15 protein-coding genes are annotated in these 13,835 nt (G+C 71.4%); 6 read left to right on the top strand and 9 right to left on the bottom strand.

Annotated elements, in window-relative coordinates; translation table 11 throughout:
* Nucleotides 1-137 precede the first annotated feature (137 nt).
* Nucleotides 138-545, bottom strand: a complete 408-nt coding sequence (locus FHR37_RS03095) for an NUDIX hydrolase (protein ID WP_092886870.1) — start codon at nucleotides 543-545, stop codon at nucleotides 138-140.
* An 81-nt stretch (nucleotides 546-626) separates the two neighbouring features.
* Here FHR37_RS03095 and FHR37_RS03100 point away from each other — a divergent pair, with 81 nt between their 5' ends.
* The 4 genes from FHR37_RS03100 (at nucleotide 627) to FHR37_RS03115 (ending at nucleotide 3,710) form a co-directional block, all read left to right on the top strand.
* Complete coding sequence (locus FHR37_RS03100) at nucleotides 627-1,262, top strand: DUF6758 family protein (RefSeq protein WP_092886872.1); 636 nt, start codon at nucleotides 627-629, stop codon at nucleotides 1,260-1,262.
* A gap of 125 nt (nucleotides 1,263-1,387) precedes the next feature.
* Nucleotides 1,388-2,269, top strand: coding sequence for a PHP domain-containing protein (locus tag FHR37_RS03105; protein WP_237769006.1), 882 nt, complete (start codon nucleotides 1,388-1,390; stop codon nucleotides 2,267-2,269).
* A gap of 93 nt (nucleotides 2,270-2,362) precedes the next feature.
* A complete protein-coding gene (locus FHR37_RS03110) occupies nucleotides 2,363-3,343 on the top strand; it encodes a RecB family exonuclease (protein WP_092886874.1) in 981 nt (326 codons plus the stop codon).
* Between the two features lie 94 nt (nucleotides 3,344-3,437).
* Entirely contained in the window at nucleotides 3,438-3,710 is a 273-nt protein-coding gene (locus tag FHR37_RS03115) for a hypothetical protein (RefSeq protein WP_139239118.1), read from the top strand.
* On the opposite strand, the gene FHR37_RS03120 is transcribed toward FHR37_RS03115, so the two are convergent.
* The gene (locus FHR37_RS03120; protein ID WP_092886878.1) at nucleotides 3,699-4,589 is read right to left on the bottom strand and encodes an alpha/beta fold hydrolase; all 891 of its coding nucleotides are present in this window, start codon (nucleotides 4,587-4,589) and stop codon (nucleotides 3,699-3,701) included. The genes FHR37_RS03115 and FHR37_RS03120 overlap by 12 nt on opposite strands.
* 129 nt (nucleotides 4,590-4,718) lie before the next feature.
* Here FHR37_RS03120 and FHR37_RS03125 point away from each other — a divergent pair, with 129 nt between their 5' ends.
* Nucleotides 4,719-5,492 (top strand): L,D-transpeptidase, encoded by a 774-nt coding sequence (locus tag FHR37_RS03125; RefSeq protein WP_092886880.1) that lies wholly within the window; start codon nucleotides 4,719-4,721, stop codon nucleotides 5,490-5,492.
* Nucleotides 5,493-5,595: 103 nt separating this feature from the next.
* Here FHR37_RS03125 and FHR37_RS03130 read toward each other — a convergent pair whose 3' ends face one another.
* The gene (locus FHR37_RS03130) at nucleotides 5,596-7,158 is read right to left on the bottom strand and encodes a DEAD/DEAH box helicase (protein WP_092886882.1); all 1,563 of its coding nucleotides are present in this window, start codon (nucleotides 7,156-7,158) and stop codon (nucleotides 5,596-5,598) included.
* A 351-nt stretch (nucleotides 7,159-7,509) separates the two neighbouring features.
* Between FHR37_RS03130 and FHR37_RS03135 the strand changes: the two genes are divergently transcribed.
* The gene (locus FHR37_RS03135) at nucleotides 7,510-8,232 is read left to right on the top strand and encodes a ferritin-like fold-containing protein (protein WP_092886884.1); all 723 of its coding nucleotides are present in this window, start codon (nucleotides 7,510-7,512) and stop codon (nucleotides 8,230-8,232) included.
* 227 nt (nucleotides 8,233-8,459) lie between these two features.
* Here FHR37_RS03135 and FHR37_RS03140 read toward each other — a convergent pair whose 3' ends face one another.
* The 6 genes from FHR37_RS03140 to FHR37_RS03165 all read right to left on the bottom strand — a co-directional run bounded on the left by FHR37_RS03140 (nucleotide 8,460) and on the right by FHR37_RS03165 (nucleotide 13,761).
* Nucleotides 8,460-8,729, bottom strand: a complete 270-nt coding sequence (locus FHR37_RS03140; protein ID WP_092886886.1) for a GlsB/YeaQ/YmgE family stress response membrane protein — start codon at nucleotides 8,727-8,729, stop codon at nucleotides 8,460-8,462.
* Between the two features lie 115 nt (nucleotides 8,730-8,844).
* Nucleotides 8,845-9,072 (bottom strand): DUF3107 domain-containing protein, encoded by a 228-nt coding sequence (locus FHR37_RS31230; RefSeq protein ID WP_092656676.1) that lies wholly within the window; start codon nucleotides 9,070-9,072, stop codon nucleotides 8,845-8,847.
* Between the two features lie 261 nt (nucleotides 9,073-9,333).
* Nucleotides 9,334-9,945 carry a TetR/AcrR family transcriptional regulator gene (locus tag FHR37_RS03150; RefSeq protein ID WP_092887177.1) on the bottom strand — a complete coding sequence of 204 codons (612 nt, stop codon included), beginning with the start codon at nucleotides 9,943-9,945 and terminating at the stop codon, nucleotides 9,334-9,336.
* Between the two features lie 28 nt (nucleotides 9,946-9,973).
* Nucleotides 9,974-10,138, bottom strand: coding sequence for a hypothetical protein (locus FHR37_RS03155; protein ID WP_175542714.1), 165 nt, complete (start codon nucleotides 10,136-10,138; stop codon nucleotides 9,974-9,976).
* Between the two features lie 197 nt (nucleotides 10,139-10,335).
* A complete protein-coding gene (ligD, locus tag FHR37_RS03160; RefSeq protein WP_237769007.1) occupies nucleotides 10,336-11,247 on the bottom strand; it encodes a non-homologous end-joining DNA ligase in 912 nt (303 codons plus the stop codon).
* A 201-nt stretch (nucleotides 11,248-11,448) separates the two neighbouring features.
* The gene (locus tag FHR37_RS03165; RefSeq protein ID WP_092886888.1) at nucleotides 11,449-13,761 is read right to left on the bottom strand and encodes an immune inhibitor A domain-containing protein; all 2,313 of its coding nucleotides are present in this window, start codon (nucleotides 13,759-13,761) and stop codon (nucleotides 11,449-11,451) included.
* Nucleotides 13,762-13,835: the final 74 nt, after the last annotated feature.

A 13,835-nucleotide genomic window follows, 5' to 3' on the forward strand; every position in this document is an offset into this window, starting at 1 on the left:
GGGCAATCGTGGCATGACCACACACGCCATGATCACCCAGGCGAACCGGACGCTCGGGCCAGGACTCCCAGGCCGGGACTCTCGGGCCAGGACTCTCGGGCCAGGACTCCCAGGCCAGGACTCCCAGGCCAGGACGCTCAGTCCAGCACGCCCCAGCCGCGCAGCGCCTCCAGCAGACCTGGTGTGGTGGGCAGCGCCGCGAGCTCGGCCGGGCTCACCCAGCGCGCGTCGGCCGCGTCGTCGCCCGCCCGCGGCGTCCGGTCCGGCGCGCACGGCGTGCACACGTAGTCGAGGATCAGGTAGGTGACGCCACCCGGCCCGGGCCGCTCGACCGAGCCGAGCAACCGGCCGGCGGCGACGGCCAGGCCGGTCTCCTCGGCCACCTCGCGCACCGCGGCGGACGGTGCGGACTCACCGGGCTCGACCCGGCCGCCGGGCAGTGACCAGCGGCCGGCGTCCGGCGGCCGGCCGCGGCGTACCACCAGCAGCCGGTCCTCCTCGTCGCGAACGACCGCACCCACGCACAGCACCCGTCGCCGGTCCATTCCGCCAGGTTAGGGCGCCCGGGGTGCGACACGTCCGAACGACCCTTGACGCGCGCAGCCGGAACGGGAACCGTCGTACCCATGAAGGGCCACCCCGTATGCCCGAGATGCCATCGGGCGGTGCGTACACCGTCCGCCTGGGCCGACCGGTGGACCTGCCCGGTGCACGGTGCGGTGCCCCCGTTGCAGCCGTTCGTCCAGCCCAGCGCCGACCTGGTGCGCTGGCTCGCCGCCCGGTCGCGGCTGCCGCTGTGGGTGCCGTGGCCGCTGCCGCACGCCTGGGTGATCACCGGCATCGGCCACGCCGGTAGCGACGTCGAGGGAGTCCGCGCCACCGTCGTGGCGTGTTCGGGCCCCAACCCGCTGGGCGGGGCCGGTGAGCTCCTGCTGGTCGCGGAGGAGATGGGCGTCGGGCTCGGTGCGGCGTACGCCGGCATAGAGGGCACCGACCCCGGCGGACGCGTCGGCCGGGGAACTCCGCAGGCGAAGGTGGATGCCGACTCCCACCCGACCGCACTGTGGCTGGCCGAGACACCGCCGGACCGCGCGGTCTACGTCGGTGAGTCGGCCGCGTCGTGGCTGTGGCTGGTCTTCCATCCCGACACCGCAGGCGCCCTGCTGCTGGAGCCGATCGAGCTGATGGACGTCCGCGCGCTCGGGCACGAGGTCGACCTACTGCCCTACGGCGCCCTCACGCCGAGGCTGCGCGAACCCTGACCGGCCGGGCGGTGGACCCCGAAGGCGCGCAGACCCTAGGGTCGGACCCGCCCCCGCACGATCCACACTCCGCGCCCGCCGCCGCACACCGTCGTGAAGCCGGGCACCCGTCGGCTGGAGAACCGGTGCGCCTCATCGACCTGCACACCCACTCGAACTGTTCGGACGGGACCGACCCGCCGGCCGAGCTCGTACGCCACGCCGCCGCTGCCGGTGTGGACGTCCTCGGGCTCACCGACCACGACACGTTCGCGGGCTGGGACGAGGCCCGCGCCGAGGCGCGCCGCCTGGGCGTCGGACTGGTACCCGGTGCGGAGGTGTCCTGCCGGCTGGGCGGGGTGAGCGTGCACATGCTGGCGTACCTCCCCGACCCCGCCGACGCGGAGCTGGACCGCACACTCGCGCGGGTACGCGAGGGCCGCAACGCGCGCGTGCCCCTCATCGTCGACCGGCTGCGCGAGCACGGCATCGACCTGACGCCGGAGGACGTCGCCGAACAGTCCCGGGCGGCCACCTCGCTCGGCCGCCCGCACGTCGCCGACGCGCTGGTCGCGCGAGGGTACGCGCGGGACCGGCGGGAGGCCTTCGACCGGTGGCTGAGCGAGGGCAAGTCGGGGTACGTCACGCGGTACGCCCCGGAGCCGGCCGAGGTGATCGGGCAGGTCCGCGCGGCCGGCGGGGTCTGCGTACTCGCTCATCCTCGTGGACGTTCCAGCCACCGGGTGCTCACCGACGAGGTGATCGGTGACCTGGCCGAGGCGGGGCTGACGGGCCTCGAGGTCGACCACCGTGACCACTCCCCGCAGGTGCGGGCGAGGTTGCGCGAGCTCGCGGGTGCGCTGGACCTCGTGGTCACCGGTGCCAGCGACCACCACGGTGCCGGCAAGACCGACCACGACCTCGGCTGCTTCGGCACGTCGGAGGAGGAGTTCGCCCGGCTGCTGGACCGTGCACGGTCCGCGGCCGAACGCTCCGGCCGGCAGACGCCGGCGCCCTACCTTCCCTGAGGTCCGGCGGCCTACCTTCTCTGAGGTCCGGCGGTCGACTCCGGGGCCGACTCCGGGGGCCGTCCTGGGGGTGGGCCTTGGCAGGATGGCCGGATGAGCGCGATGGAGCAGCTGGGTTTCGAGGCGATGCCGCGCCGGTTGTTCCGGGCGACGCCGACCAGACTGGTGAACTGGCTGGACTGCCCGCGCCGCTACCGGTTCACCTATCTCGACCGGCCCACGCCACCGAAGGGTCCGCCGTGGGCGCACAACAGCGTGGGCGCGTGCGTGCACACCGCGCTGGCGGCGTGGTGGCGGCTTCCGGTGGAGGAACGCACACCGGTGGCCGCCGCCCGGATCGCCTGGCGGGCCTGGATCGACGAGGGTTTCCGTGACGACGCCCAGAGCCAGCGCTGGCGCATGCACGCGTGCCGGCTGGTGGAGGACTACGTCACCGACCTGGATCCGGCCGACGAACCCGTCGGCGTCGAACGCACCGTCGCCCTCACCACGTCCACGCTCGCGTTGTCCGGACGGGTCGACCGCATCGACCTGCGTCCGGTCACCGCTGATGGTTACCGCGACGAGGACGACGACGAGGAAGTGGTCGACGGCGACGAAGAAGTCGGCGCTCCGGTAAACGCGGACGAGCCCGACGGCGCCGCCGCGGGTCACGACGACAACGCCCTCGAACTCGTCGTGGTCGACTACAAGAGCGGCGCCCGGGTGCTCACCACCGCCGACGCGCGAAGCTCGCTGGCACTCGCGGTCTACGCCGCCGCGACCGCACGCACCCTGCGCCGGCCGTGCCGGAAGGTCGAGCTGCACCACCTCGCCTCGGGCACTGTCGTCGGCTGGGAGCACACCGAGGAGTCGCTGCGCCGGCACCTCCACCGGGCCGACCAGATGGGGGCGGAGGCGGCACGCGCCGAGCAGTCGTTCGCGCAGGGGCTGTCCGCGGCGGACCTCGACGAGGTGTTCCCACCCCGGCCGGGTCCGCTGTGCCAGTGGTGCGACTTCTCCGCACACTGCCCGCAGGGACGTTCCGCCTATCCGGCGAAGCGACCCTGGGACGGCCTCGACTCGAACGTGTGAGGCGCGAACCCCGAACTCCGGGCGGTGGGGAAGGTGCCGGGATTGTCATCGTGGCCCGCTCGCACCGGCGTAGTGCGGCACCTACGGTATGTACATGGATCTGCTTCGCCTGTTGACCACACCACGCAAGTTGCTCGGCGGGGCGACCGTCGTGTTGTCGGCGCTGGCGGCGGTGTGGGTGTTCGGTCAGAACAACGGCAGGCTGCCCGCGGGTCTCGTGCTCCTGCTGCCGGTCGTCATCCTCAGCGTGCTGGCGTGGAAGCAGCGCCGGGCCGGCCGCGGCTGGATCTACCTCTTCTTCGCGTGGGCGCTGGCGTTCGTGGCCTACGGCGCGTTGTTCCCGGGCGGGCTGAAGCTACCCGGCTGACCCCGCCGCGTCGCGGTGGAGAGAGTCCCAGTACGCCGTGAGCGCTTCCGCCGTGGCGTCGGGCCGGTCCACCGCGGGGGAGTGGCCCGCACCGTCGATCTCGTGCACCGGCGCGCCGAGCCGGTCGGCCATTTCGCGTTGTACGGCAGGGCTCCACGCGTCGTCGTCGACCCCGAAGGCGACCATCGTGGGTACGCCGGTCGAGGCGAGTTCGGCCACCAGGTCGGGAGCCTCGACGAGCTGGCGGGTGAACTCCGTGAGCGAGACCGGGTTGTTGGCGCGGAACCTCCGGGCGAGGAACTCCTCGATGTGCGCGGGTTCCTCGGCCGCGCCGTTCCTGCGTTCGAGTTCGCGCTTGGCGGCGTACACCGCGGGCAGCCCCTGCGTCGGTATGGCCTCCACCATCAGGTTGAGCAACTGCGCCTGCTGACCGCCCAGCCCGGCCGGGCCGGACCCGAGCAGGGTGAGCGACGCGAACCTGTCCGGCCTGGCGAGCACCGCGGCCCGGGCGACCAGGCCTCCGAAGGAGTGACCGACCAGGTGGGCAGGGCCGGCGTCGATGGCCTCCGCCATCGCGTACGCGTCCAGCCCGAGCTCGTTCAGGTCGTACGCCGACGGCTCGTCCGGTCCGGCGGTGTCGTACTGTCCGCGCTGGTCGACCGCCACCGCACGCCGCCCCGTTCGGGCCAGCGCGGGCAGCAACGACAGAAAGTCCTCCTTGCTTCCGGTCCAGCCGGGAAGCAGCAGAGCAACCGAGCCGGGACCGTCGGAACTTCGTTCGGCCGGCGTGGCTTCCAGCACCGCGAACTCACCCCGGGACGTGCCGAGCCGGGCGGAGCGGACACCCGCGGGCAAGTCGAGGAACCTCGGCGTGCTCATGGAACGCCACGCTAGCGTTGCCGGAGTTCGGTGCGGCGACAGGGCGTGAAATTGCGCCACCGAAACGCACTAGGATGGGCGGCCCGTGATCATCGCGGTTTTCCGTTCCCCGTAAGGAGAGGTGCTGCCATGAGGCACGCCGTGTCGCGCGAGCGCCAGCGTCCGCGCACCCGGCTTCGTAGGTGGCGACTGCTGGCGGCGAGCGGGTCCGCGCTCGTGGTCGCCGTCGCACTCCTCGGTGCTGCCGGCGTGCTGCCTCTCGGGAACGTCCGCATGGTTGCCTCGGCCGGAGACTCCGTTCTGGTCGATCGCTCGCGGCAGATCGCCGACCGTTCCCAGCGCGCCGGCGGCGAGCAGCCGACCAGCAGGCCGGCGGCGACCGCACGGCCCACGGCCGCTCCTTCGCCCAGCCACACCACGGCCACCAAACAGGCGCCGGCCGGGGTGGCCGACGCGACGGTTGCCCTGGACGCGGTGTCGGCGACCGTCGGCGACAAGATGCCCGCGGGGACCGGCGACGGCAAGCGGATCGTCTACTCGCTGTCCGCCAACCGGGTGTGGCTCGTCGGCGCGGACGACACCGTGGGCCGGTCCTACCTCGTGTCCGGCACGAAGTTCGGCCAGGTCTCGCCGGGCAGCTACCAGGTGTTGCGCAAGCGCCGGCACACCACGAGCTACGACGGCGCGGATCGCATGCAGTACATGGTGACGTTCACCCACGGCCGGAACGCCGCGATCGGATTCCACGACATCCCGATCGTGATCTCCACCGGACGGGCGATCCAGACCCGGCTGCAGCTCGGCCAGTCGCTGTCGGACGGATGCGTACGACAGGATCCGGCCGACGCCAAGGCGCTGTGGGAGTTCGCGCCGGTGGGCACCAAGGTCGTCGTCCTGCGCTAGCGCGGGTTCCCGGAAGAGTCGCCGCGGCGTCCCGGTAGACAGATCCGCAGACAGATCCGCGGGCCGATCGTCAACCGGCCCGCGGGTTCTTCATTCGTTCGGTTCAGTCGGCGGTCGAGTCGGCGGTGCTGTCGGGCGCGTTCGCACCGCTCCCGTTGGTCTCCCCGCTGCCACCACTGCCACCGCGCCGGCGGGTACGCGTACGACGCCGCCTCGGTGCGCTCGCTCCGGACTCGTCCCCGCCCGCTTCGGATCCGCTGCCGGTCGGGCCGGCGGCCACGGCCTCGGCCTCACCGGAACCGTCGCCGCGTTCGGCGACGACCACGCCGGCACGGGTGCGCCGGCGCGACCGGTTGCGCCGGGACCTCGGACGGTCGCCACTCTCCTCGTGCGCGTCGGTGGACTGCCCGGCCTCGGCCGTCCGGCCGCGTCCGCCGTCGCTGCCACCGCCACCGGAGCGCCGCCGCTCCCGTGAACGCCCACCCTGGTCGCGGCCGCCGTCGCGGGCGCCCTCGCGGTCACCGGAACGGGTGCCACCCTTCGGTGCGCCGACCCGGCCGGTCACCTCCTTCGGAATACCGAGGTCGGTGAACAGGTGGTCGGAGGTGGAGTACGTCTCCACCGGCTCCTCGAACGGCAGCCCGAGAGCGTTGTTGATCATCTTCCAGCGGGTCAGGTCCGCCCAGTCGACGAACGTGACCGCGATGCCCGAGGCGCCCGCACGACCGGTCCGGCCGATGCGGTGGACGTAGGTCTTCTCGTCGTCGGGGCAGGTGTGGTTGACGACGTGGGTGACGCCCTCGACGTCGATGCCGCGGGCGGCGACGTCGGTGGCGACCAGGACGTCGACCTTGCCCGAGCGGAAGCGTTCGAGGCCCTTCTCCCGGGCCACCTGGCCCAGGTCGCCGTGGATGGCGGCGACGGAGAACCCTCGGTCTGCCAGGTCGTCGGCCAGTCGCTGCGCCGCGCGCTTGGTCGTACAGAAGCACATCACCCGGCCGCAGCCCTCCGCCTGCAGAATCCGGGCGATCACCTCGGGCTTGTCCAGGTCGTGGCAGCGGTAGACGAACTGCGCCGTGGCGGGGACGGTCTGGCTTTCCTCGGCCGACTCGGCCCGGACGTTGATCGGGTGGCGCATGTGCCGCCGCGCCAACTGCACGATCGAACCGGGCATGGTGGCCGAGAACAGCATGGTCTGCCGCATCTCGTGCGTCTTCGCGATCAGCCGCTCGACGTCGGGCAGGAAGCCCAGGTCGAGCATGCGGTCGGCCTCGTCCAGCACCAGCAGCTTGACGTGGGACAGGTCGAGCGCCCTCCGGTCGGCGAGGTCGAGCAGCCGGCCGGGAGTGCCGACGACGATCTCGACGCCCGCGGTCAGCGCGTCCAGCTGGGGCTCGTAGGCGACCCCGCCGTAGACGGTGAGGATGCGGGCGGCGCGCACGGACGCGGCGACCTTGAGGTCGGCGGTCACCTGCAGCGCGAGCTCGCGGGTGGGGGCGACCACCAGCGCCTGCGGCTTGCCCGGCGCGTCCAGGTCGTCGAAGTCACGGTCGGCGGGTACGACGATCCGCTGCAGCAGCGGAACCCCGAACGCCAGCGTCTTGCCCGTACCGGTGCGCGCCTGAGCGATCAGGTCGGAACCGGTGAGCGCGATCGGAACCGCCATCTCCTGGATCGGGAACGGTTCGATGATCCCGACGTGCGCGAGGGCCTCGACGATGTCGGGCAGCGCGCCAAGTTCTTTGAAGGTCGTCAGAGCGTTTCGCCTCTTGGTTCGTCACACTCGGTGGTGTGCTGGATCTGGACTGTGCGCGTAGGGGTGGGGCTGCGACATCCGCGCGGCGGCCAGCAGATGATCAATGGCTGCCGGGACGGCTCCCCGCCACCGTGAGTGTATCCGCCGCCCGTTCCGGCTCCTTGACCAGGCGGCCGGACCGGGCTCGCGGAGCCGACGCGGCCGCCCTGATCACCGCACCCTTCGCCGCCTGATCCACCGGAAACGCCCTAAGCTCGGCCCATGAGCGACAGCCCGGAAAGTTCGCCTGCCCGCACGTCGTCCGCCGGGGTTGCGGCCTACGACGATCCGGTCTACCGGCCCGCGGTGATCGACCTGCTCGGTGTGCTGGCGTACGGCGAGCTGACCGCCTTCGAACGCCTCGCGGACGACGCCACCCTGGCGCCCACGCTGGAGGACAAGGCGGAGCTGGCCGCCCTGGCGGTGACGGAGTTCCATCACTACGAACGCCTGCGCGACCGGCTGCGCGACCTCGGCGTCGAGCCGGTCTCGGCGATGCGGCCGTTCCAGGCGGCGCTGGACACCTTCCACCAGCACACCGCACCGGCCGACTGGCTGGAGGGGCTGGTGAAGGCCTACGTCGGGGACGGCATCGCGACCGACTTCTACCGCGAGGTGGCCGCCTACGTCGACGCCGACACCCGCGGGCTGGTGCTGGAGGTGCTCGAGAACACCGGGCACGCGGTGTTCGTGGTGGATCGGGTCCGCAAGGCCATCGCGGAGGAGCCCCGGGTCGGCGGCCGGCTGGCCCTGTGGGGGCGGCGGCTGGTCGGGGAGGCGCTGTCGCAGGCCCAGCGGGTCGCCGCCGAACGCGACGTGCTCACCGCGTTGCTGGTCGGCGGGGTGGACCGCCCCGGCATGGACCTCGCGGCGATCGGCCGGATGTTCGCCCGGCTGACCGAGAAGCACGCCCAGCGGATGGCGACGCTCGGCCTGCAGGCCTAGGCCCACGGCGCCGGGCGGGCGGGGGAACCGGGCCGGCGAGAAGTAGCCGGACAGACCGGACAGAAAATGAAGAACGCGCCGGCCGGGCCTGGCGGGCCCGGACCTGCGCGTTCTGTCGTACCGCCTGGCGCGGGTGGCGCTGCGAGCTCGGCAGCTGTCCCGAACCGGACTTCCCGGAAATCCGGGAACTCACGTGCGGACTCGTACGTACCTCACCTTGTGACGCATTACCTCCGGGCACCACGGCGGCTGGTCAGAGCCGACGCGATGGCCACGAAGATGGCGGCGAGGATGATGCTGATCAGCCAGCGGATCCAGTCCGGGCCAGAGGTCGCCGCGACACCCAGGGCGCCGGCGACGTAGTAGCCGACCAGGACACCGACGATTCCGCAGATGATGGTCAGCCAGATCGGGATGTTGTCCCGGTTGCTCGGGGCTACCCACTTCCCGAGCAGACCGATGATGATGCCTGCGATCAGAAGGCCGATAAGGCTCATCTAGGTCACCTTCCATGGAGCTGCAAAGTTGTTCCCCCCGGGGCCCGTTCGGGCCCTGGGGCGGTGCTCCTTCGACCGAAGCCGTTCGTCCCCCGTGGTTGGCGCGGCCGAAGGGTTACATGGCGCCGAAACCGACGCGACGCTCCGACTCGGGACCGATCTCGACGTAGGCGAGTTTGGCGGCGGGAACGACGACGCGGCGGCCTCGCTCGTCAGCCAGGCTGAGCAACCCGTCGTCACCGTGGAGAGCCTTGCTCACCGCGGCCTCGACGGCCTCGGGACTGTCGTTGCTCTCCAACACGATCTCCCGAGGAGCGTGCTGGACACCGATCTTGACCTCCACAGGTCGCCCTCTCTTCTTGGTCGAATTGTCCGTCTGTCGGGGCGCTTCGTCGGTCGGTTGACCTCCGGTGCCCCAATTTCGGCGGCCTCTCACCCCCATGGTGCACCGGCGGGACGAGGCTAGCCGACAACGTGCACTAAGTCGCGCCGGAACATCCCACTTCGTCCCGGTGCCGCGACGGCCGTCGAGCGCGGACGAGCCGCCCCCGAACCGAGCAGAACCGGTGCGTAACCGGTGCGGAACCGGTGCCGGAGTGAGTGGTCACTCGGCCCGTGGGAATCCCCGCAGGCCCCGCCAGGCGAGCGTGGTCAGCAGCCGGGTGGCCTCGTCCCGGCCGATCGAACCCTCCGAGGACAGCCACCACCGCGCGGTGACCTGTGCGGTGCCGGCGAGCCCGGCCGCCAGCAGGAGCGCCTGCTCCCGCGGGCCCCCGGTGTCCTCCTGGATGACGTCGGCGATCGCGTCCGCGCACTGGTGGGCCACCCGGTCCACCCGCTCGCGGACGGCGGGTTCGCCGGTGAGGTCGGACTCGAACACCAGGCGGAACGTGCCGTCCTCGTCGCTCACGAAGTCGAGGTAGGCCCGCATCGTCGCCGCCACCCGCTGCTGGTTGTCGGTCGTCGAGGCCAATGCGGCGCGTACGGCGTCCACCAGGCCGTCGCAGGTGGCGTCGAGCAGCGCGAGGTACAGCTCGAGCTTGCTCGGGAAGTGCTGGTAGAGCACGGGTTTGCTGACTCCCGCGCGGTCGGCGATGTCGTCCATCGCCGCCGCGTGGTAGCCGACCGCCACGAAGACCTGGCGCGCCGCGTCGAGCAGTTGGGCACGTCGGGCCAGCCGGGGGAGTCGGCCTCCGCGGGGGCGGGCCTCGGACATGGTCACGTGCGCTCCTCAGTGCCGGCGGTCAGCGGTAGTCGTCGTCATCGAGGTCGACCTCGCGGTGTTGTTCGGCGAAGTCGGCCTCGGGCGTCTCGAGGTCGGGCTCGTCGGACTCCCCGGTGTCGGCGGACTCCTCCTCCAGGGCGGGCGCCTGGGCCTCGCCGTCGAAGGGTACTTCGGTCTCGGACATGGCCTGCCTCCTCATTCGTTCCGTTCCATCCGTGCGCGAACCGGTCGCGACCCGGGTGGTACGAGCGTTCGAGTCCGGCGTACCCACCGCCTTCCTCCCGACAGTAACCCGACAGTAACCGCGACGGTGGGTCGGCGGCAGCCCGAACCGCGCGAATCGGGTGAACGTCCGCAACCACCCTTCCCGGCGGGTTCCGGTCAGGGCAGCCGCTGCTCCAGCGTCGACAGGTCAGCGAACAGGTCCCCGAACTCCTCCACCCGGTCGAGGACGTCGGCCGGCCCGAAGGACAGCTCGGCGGCGTCCTCGCAGCCCTCCACCTCCTCCCAGGTGAGGGGGGTGGAGACCGTCGGGGTCTCCCGCCCGCGCAGGGAATATGCCGCGATAGTCGTCTTCGCGGGGTTGTTCTGGCTCCAGTCGAGCAGCACCTTGCCCGGCCGCAGGGACCTGCGCATCGAGGAGACCACCAGCTCGGGGCGGTCGTGGGCCAGCTTCTCGGCCAGCTCCTTGGCGTACGCCGAGGTGGTCTCCCCGGAGGTCTCGGCGACCGGGACGTACAGCTGCATGCCCTTCCCGCCGGAGGTCTTGGCCCAGGCGCGCAGTCCGTCGGCGTCGAAGAGGTCGCGCAGCAGCAGCGCCACCTCACAGCAGGCCACCAGGTCGGCCGGCGGGCCCGGGTCGAGGTCGACCACGAGCAGGTCCGGCTTCCGGACGCCGCCGCGCGGGCCGACCCGCCACTGCGGGACGTGCAACTCCAGGGCGGCGAGGTTGGACAGCCACACCAGCGTCGGCAGGTCGTCGGCGACGACGTACTCGACCTCCTCCCGGTCGCGGGTGCTGCCCGGGGAGGCGACGGTCACGGTGCGTACCCAGTCGGGGGTGCCGCGGGGGACGTTCTTCTCGAAGAACGGCTGCCCGCTCACGCCGTCCGGCCACCGCTTGCGGGTCAGCGGGCGGTCGGTGAGCCGGGGGAGCAGCACCGGCGCGATCCGGGAGTAGTAGTCGATGACCTCACCCTTGGTGAACCCGACCTCGGGGTAGAGCACCTTGTCGAGGTTGGACAGGGAGAGCACGTGCCCGTCGATGCGGACGCGGGTCGCCTTGTCTGCCATGGGCTCCATCCTGCTCGGTCGCGGCAGGTTCGGCCAGGCGAGCCGCCCGCGACGCGCCGTGAACATGCGGAGGGCCCCGCCACGACGTCTCGCGTGGCGGGGCCCGGTGGTCACCGCGGATGATCCGGTCGGTCGATGCCCGGCCGACCGGCTCACCCGTCTGCTGGTTACCCGACTACCTGGTCACCTGGGTCACCTGGGTCACCTGGTCGTCTGGGTCTTCTTGGTCAGCTGCTTCTTCGTGACCGGCGCGACGACGACGGTCATCTGCTGCTTGTCCGCCGACTGCCCGGTGATGTTCATCCGGACGCCGTACCCCGCGACCTTCACGCTGTTGTTGGGCAGCGACGCGTCCCAGTAGTTGTTCGGCTTGGAGTCGTCGAACACCGTGACCGGCGCCTGCTTCGGCACGTACGCCGAGAGGATCTGCACCCGGCGGCCGTTGCGCACCTCACGGCTCAGCGACAGCGGGTCGGTGGACTCCGGCCCGAACGTCGCGTCGAAGGTCTGCGCACGCAGGTTGAGGGTCGAGCCGTTGTCCCAGCGGATCGGCTTCGGGCGCGCGTCGACCGGCAGGATCAGGCCCTCGCCCGGGTGCTCGCTGGTGTTGTTGTCCTCCTGGCGTTCGTTCCAGTAGGTCACCAGCAGGCCGTTCTGGTAGGGGTAGTGCTCCACCCAGTCCGGCCGGGTGATGCCCCGGTTGAAGTTGTACGGGCCCGTCCGCAGAGTGTCGTCGTAGCCGATGTACTGGCGGTTCTCGGCGATGTAGTAGCTGCCCTTGTACGTCGTCACCGTGCCGTTGATGCGCTTCCAGCCGTTGGTGGTCCAGCCGTTGGTGCCGCCTTCCACGTTGTCGGAGAAGACGGTCGCACCGGCCGCGGTGACCGCGATGTCGTCGAGCATCGGGCCGGCGTAGTGCAGGCCGCCGTCGGTGGCGTAGCGGAACCGGAAGACGATCGACTTGCCGGCGTACTGCGACAGGTCGTACGTCAGCGTGGTCCAGCCGTCGGACTTGCCGGTGACAGGTGCGGCGACCCGGCTCCAGTGGGTGCCGCCGTCGGCGGAGACCTCCGCGTGCAGGAAGTCGTAGCCCTTCTCGATGTCGTACCACGCCTTGGTGGTCAGCGTCACCGGGCCGGACTTGCCGCGCAGGTCGATCGGCCGGCGCAGCACGTTGTTCAGGTTGTCGTCGGCTCCTCCCCACCACTCGTACGACCCGGAGTAGGGGTCGTTGTAGTGGTCGACGACCTCGTCCTTGGGCAGAGGGACGACCAGGGCCTGCGGGTTGCCGGTCTCCAGCTCCGCCGGGCCGAGCACGTTGGTGGAGGTGGCGTCGGGGGAGGCGACGTCGTAGTCGACCCAGCCGAGCTGCAGCTTCTCCCACGCGCCCATGTAGCCGGGTGTGGTGCCGATGCTGTCCTTGCCGTGGTTGAGCCACGAACCAGACGACATCAGGGTCCAGAACCCGGTGCCGTTGTCCCCGCCCGCGGTGTCGTAGAGGTCGGGCAGCCCGAGGTCGTGGCCGAACTCGTGGCTGAAGACGCCGAGGCCGCCGTTCTCCGGCTCGGTGGTGTAGTCACCGGCCCAGATGCCGGAGTCGCCGAACTGCACGCCGCCGCGCTGGTTGAGCTCGGGCCCGCTCTGCCCGTCGGGGAAGGCGTACCACCGGTGGGACCAGACCGCGTCCGCTCCCTGAGCGCCGCCGCCGGCCTCCTCACCCTCGCCGGCGTGCACGACCTGGAAGTGGTCGACGTAGCCGTCCGGCTCGTCGAAGTTTCCGTCGCCGTCGAAGTCGTAGCGGTCCCAGTTGTCGAACTGCGCGAGGTAGTCGCGGATCTGCGCGGGCGTCCTGCCCGCGGCGCGCTGCGCGTTGTACCACGCGGTGGCGGAGTCCTTGACGAGGTTCCAGTAGCCGTCGGAGGAGGGGATCTCGTTGCTGCCGTAGCGCGCCTCGTTGTAGGGCAGGCGCACCCAGTCGCTCACGTCACCGGCGACGGTGTACTGGCCCTGCGACTGCGCGCGGTAGAACGTCGACATCGACTCGCCGGTTTGGCCGAAGAACATGTCGAGGTAGTGCGCGCGGCTGAAGTCGGGCGTCCAGTACGTCGTGTTGTCACGGCTGCGGTCGGGCTCCGGGATCTGGTTGTGCACCGGACCGGCGGAGCCGCCGGTGCGGGGGTCGGTCTTGTCCCCGAAGTCGACCAGAATGGTGAAGATCTTGTCGGTCTTCTCCATGCTGAGCTGGGCGAACTTGTTCTTGCCCAACTGCACGACGTCGGACTTGCCCCGGCGCTGCACCTTGGCCTCGCCGCGCAGGACCTTCTCCAGGGCGACCTTGCGGGTTGCCCGCATCTTGTCGCCGAGAGGGTTGGGCATGTCGTCGGGCGCGTGGGTGCGCGCGGGCCCTGGCTTTGCGGGCGGTGACGCGGACGCCGGCATCCCGGCCGCGGCGGCGGCGAGGGCGGCGACGGTCACCACCGAGGCCACGGCGGCGGTGGCTCTGCGAACTCTCACTGGACTCCTTCGGAACGCCCGGCTCCGGGTTCGCCGGTCACGGGCGTGCTGGAAACGGTCGCTGTCGATGGTCG

Origin of the sequence: Actinopolymorpha cephalotaxi (assembly GCF_013408535.1) — a bacterium.
In the GTDB taxonomy this organism is placed as follows: domain Bacteria; phylum Actinomycetota; class Actinomycetes; order Propionibacteriales; family Actinopolymorphaceae; genus Actinopolymorpha; species Actinopolymorpha cephalotaxi.

Coding starts and splice junctions, on each gene's coding strand:
- FHR37_RS03135 (WP_092886884.1), top strand. CDS start 7,510: ATGAGCGACAGCCCGGAAAGTTCGCCTGCCCGCACGTCGTCCGCCGGG.
- ligD (WP_237769007.1), bottom strand. CDS start 11,247: ATGGCAGACAAGGCGACCCGCGTCCGCATCGACGGGCACGTGCTCTCC.
- FHR37_RS03150 (WP_092887177.1), bottom strand. CDS start 9,945: ATGTCCGAGGCCCGCCCCCGCGGAGGCCGACTCCCCCGGCTGGCCCGA.
- FHR37_RS03140 (WP_092886886.1), bottom strand. CDS start 8,729: ATGAGCCTTATCGGCCTTCTGATCGCAGGCATCATCATCGGTCTGCTC.
- FHR37_RS03125 (WP_092886880.1), top strand. CDS start 4,719: ATGAGGCACGCCGTGTCGCGCGAGCGCCAGCGTCCGCGCACCCGGCTT.
- FHR37_RS03130 (WP_092886882.1), bottom strand. CDS start 7,158: ATGGCGGTTCCGATCGCGCTCACCGGTTCCGACCTGATCGCTCAGGCG.
- FHR37_RS03095 (WP_092886870.1), bottom strand. CDS start 545: ATGGACCGGCGACGGGTGCTGTGCGTGGGTGCGGTCGTTCGCGACGAG.
- FHR37_RS03100 (WP_092886872.1), top strand. CDS start 627: ATGAAGGGCCACCCCGTATGCCCGAGATGCCATCGGGCGGTGCGTACA.
- FHR37_RS03110 (WP_092886874.1), top strand. CDS start 2,363: ATGAGCGCGATGGAGCAGCTGGGTTTCGAGGCGATGCCGCGCCGGTTG.
- FHR37_RS03115 (WP_139239118.1), top strand. CDS start 3,438: ATGGATCTGCTTCGCCTGTTGACCACACCACGCAAGTTGCTCGGCGGG.
- FHR37_RS03120 (WP_092886878.1), bottom strand. CDS start 4,589: ATGAGCACGCCGAGGTTCCTCGACTTGCCCGCGGGTGTCCGCTCCGCC.
- FHR37_RS03155 (WP_175542714.1), bottom strand. CDS start 10,138: ATGTCCGAGACCGAAGTACCCTTCGACGGCGAGGCCCAGGCGCCCGCC.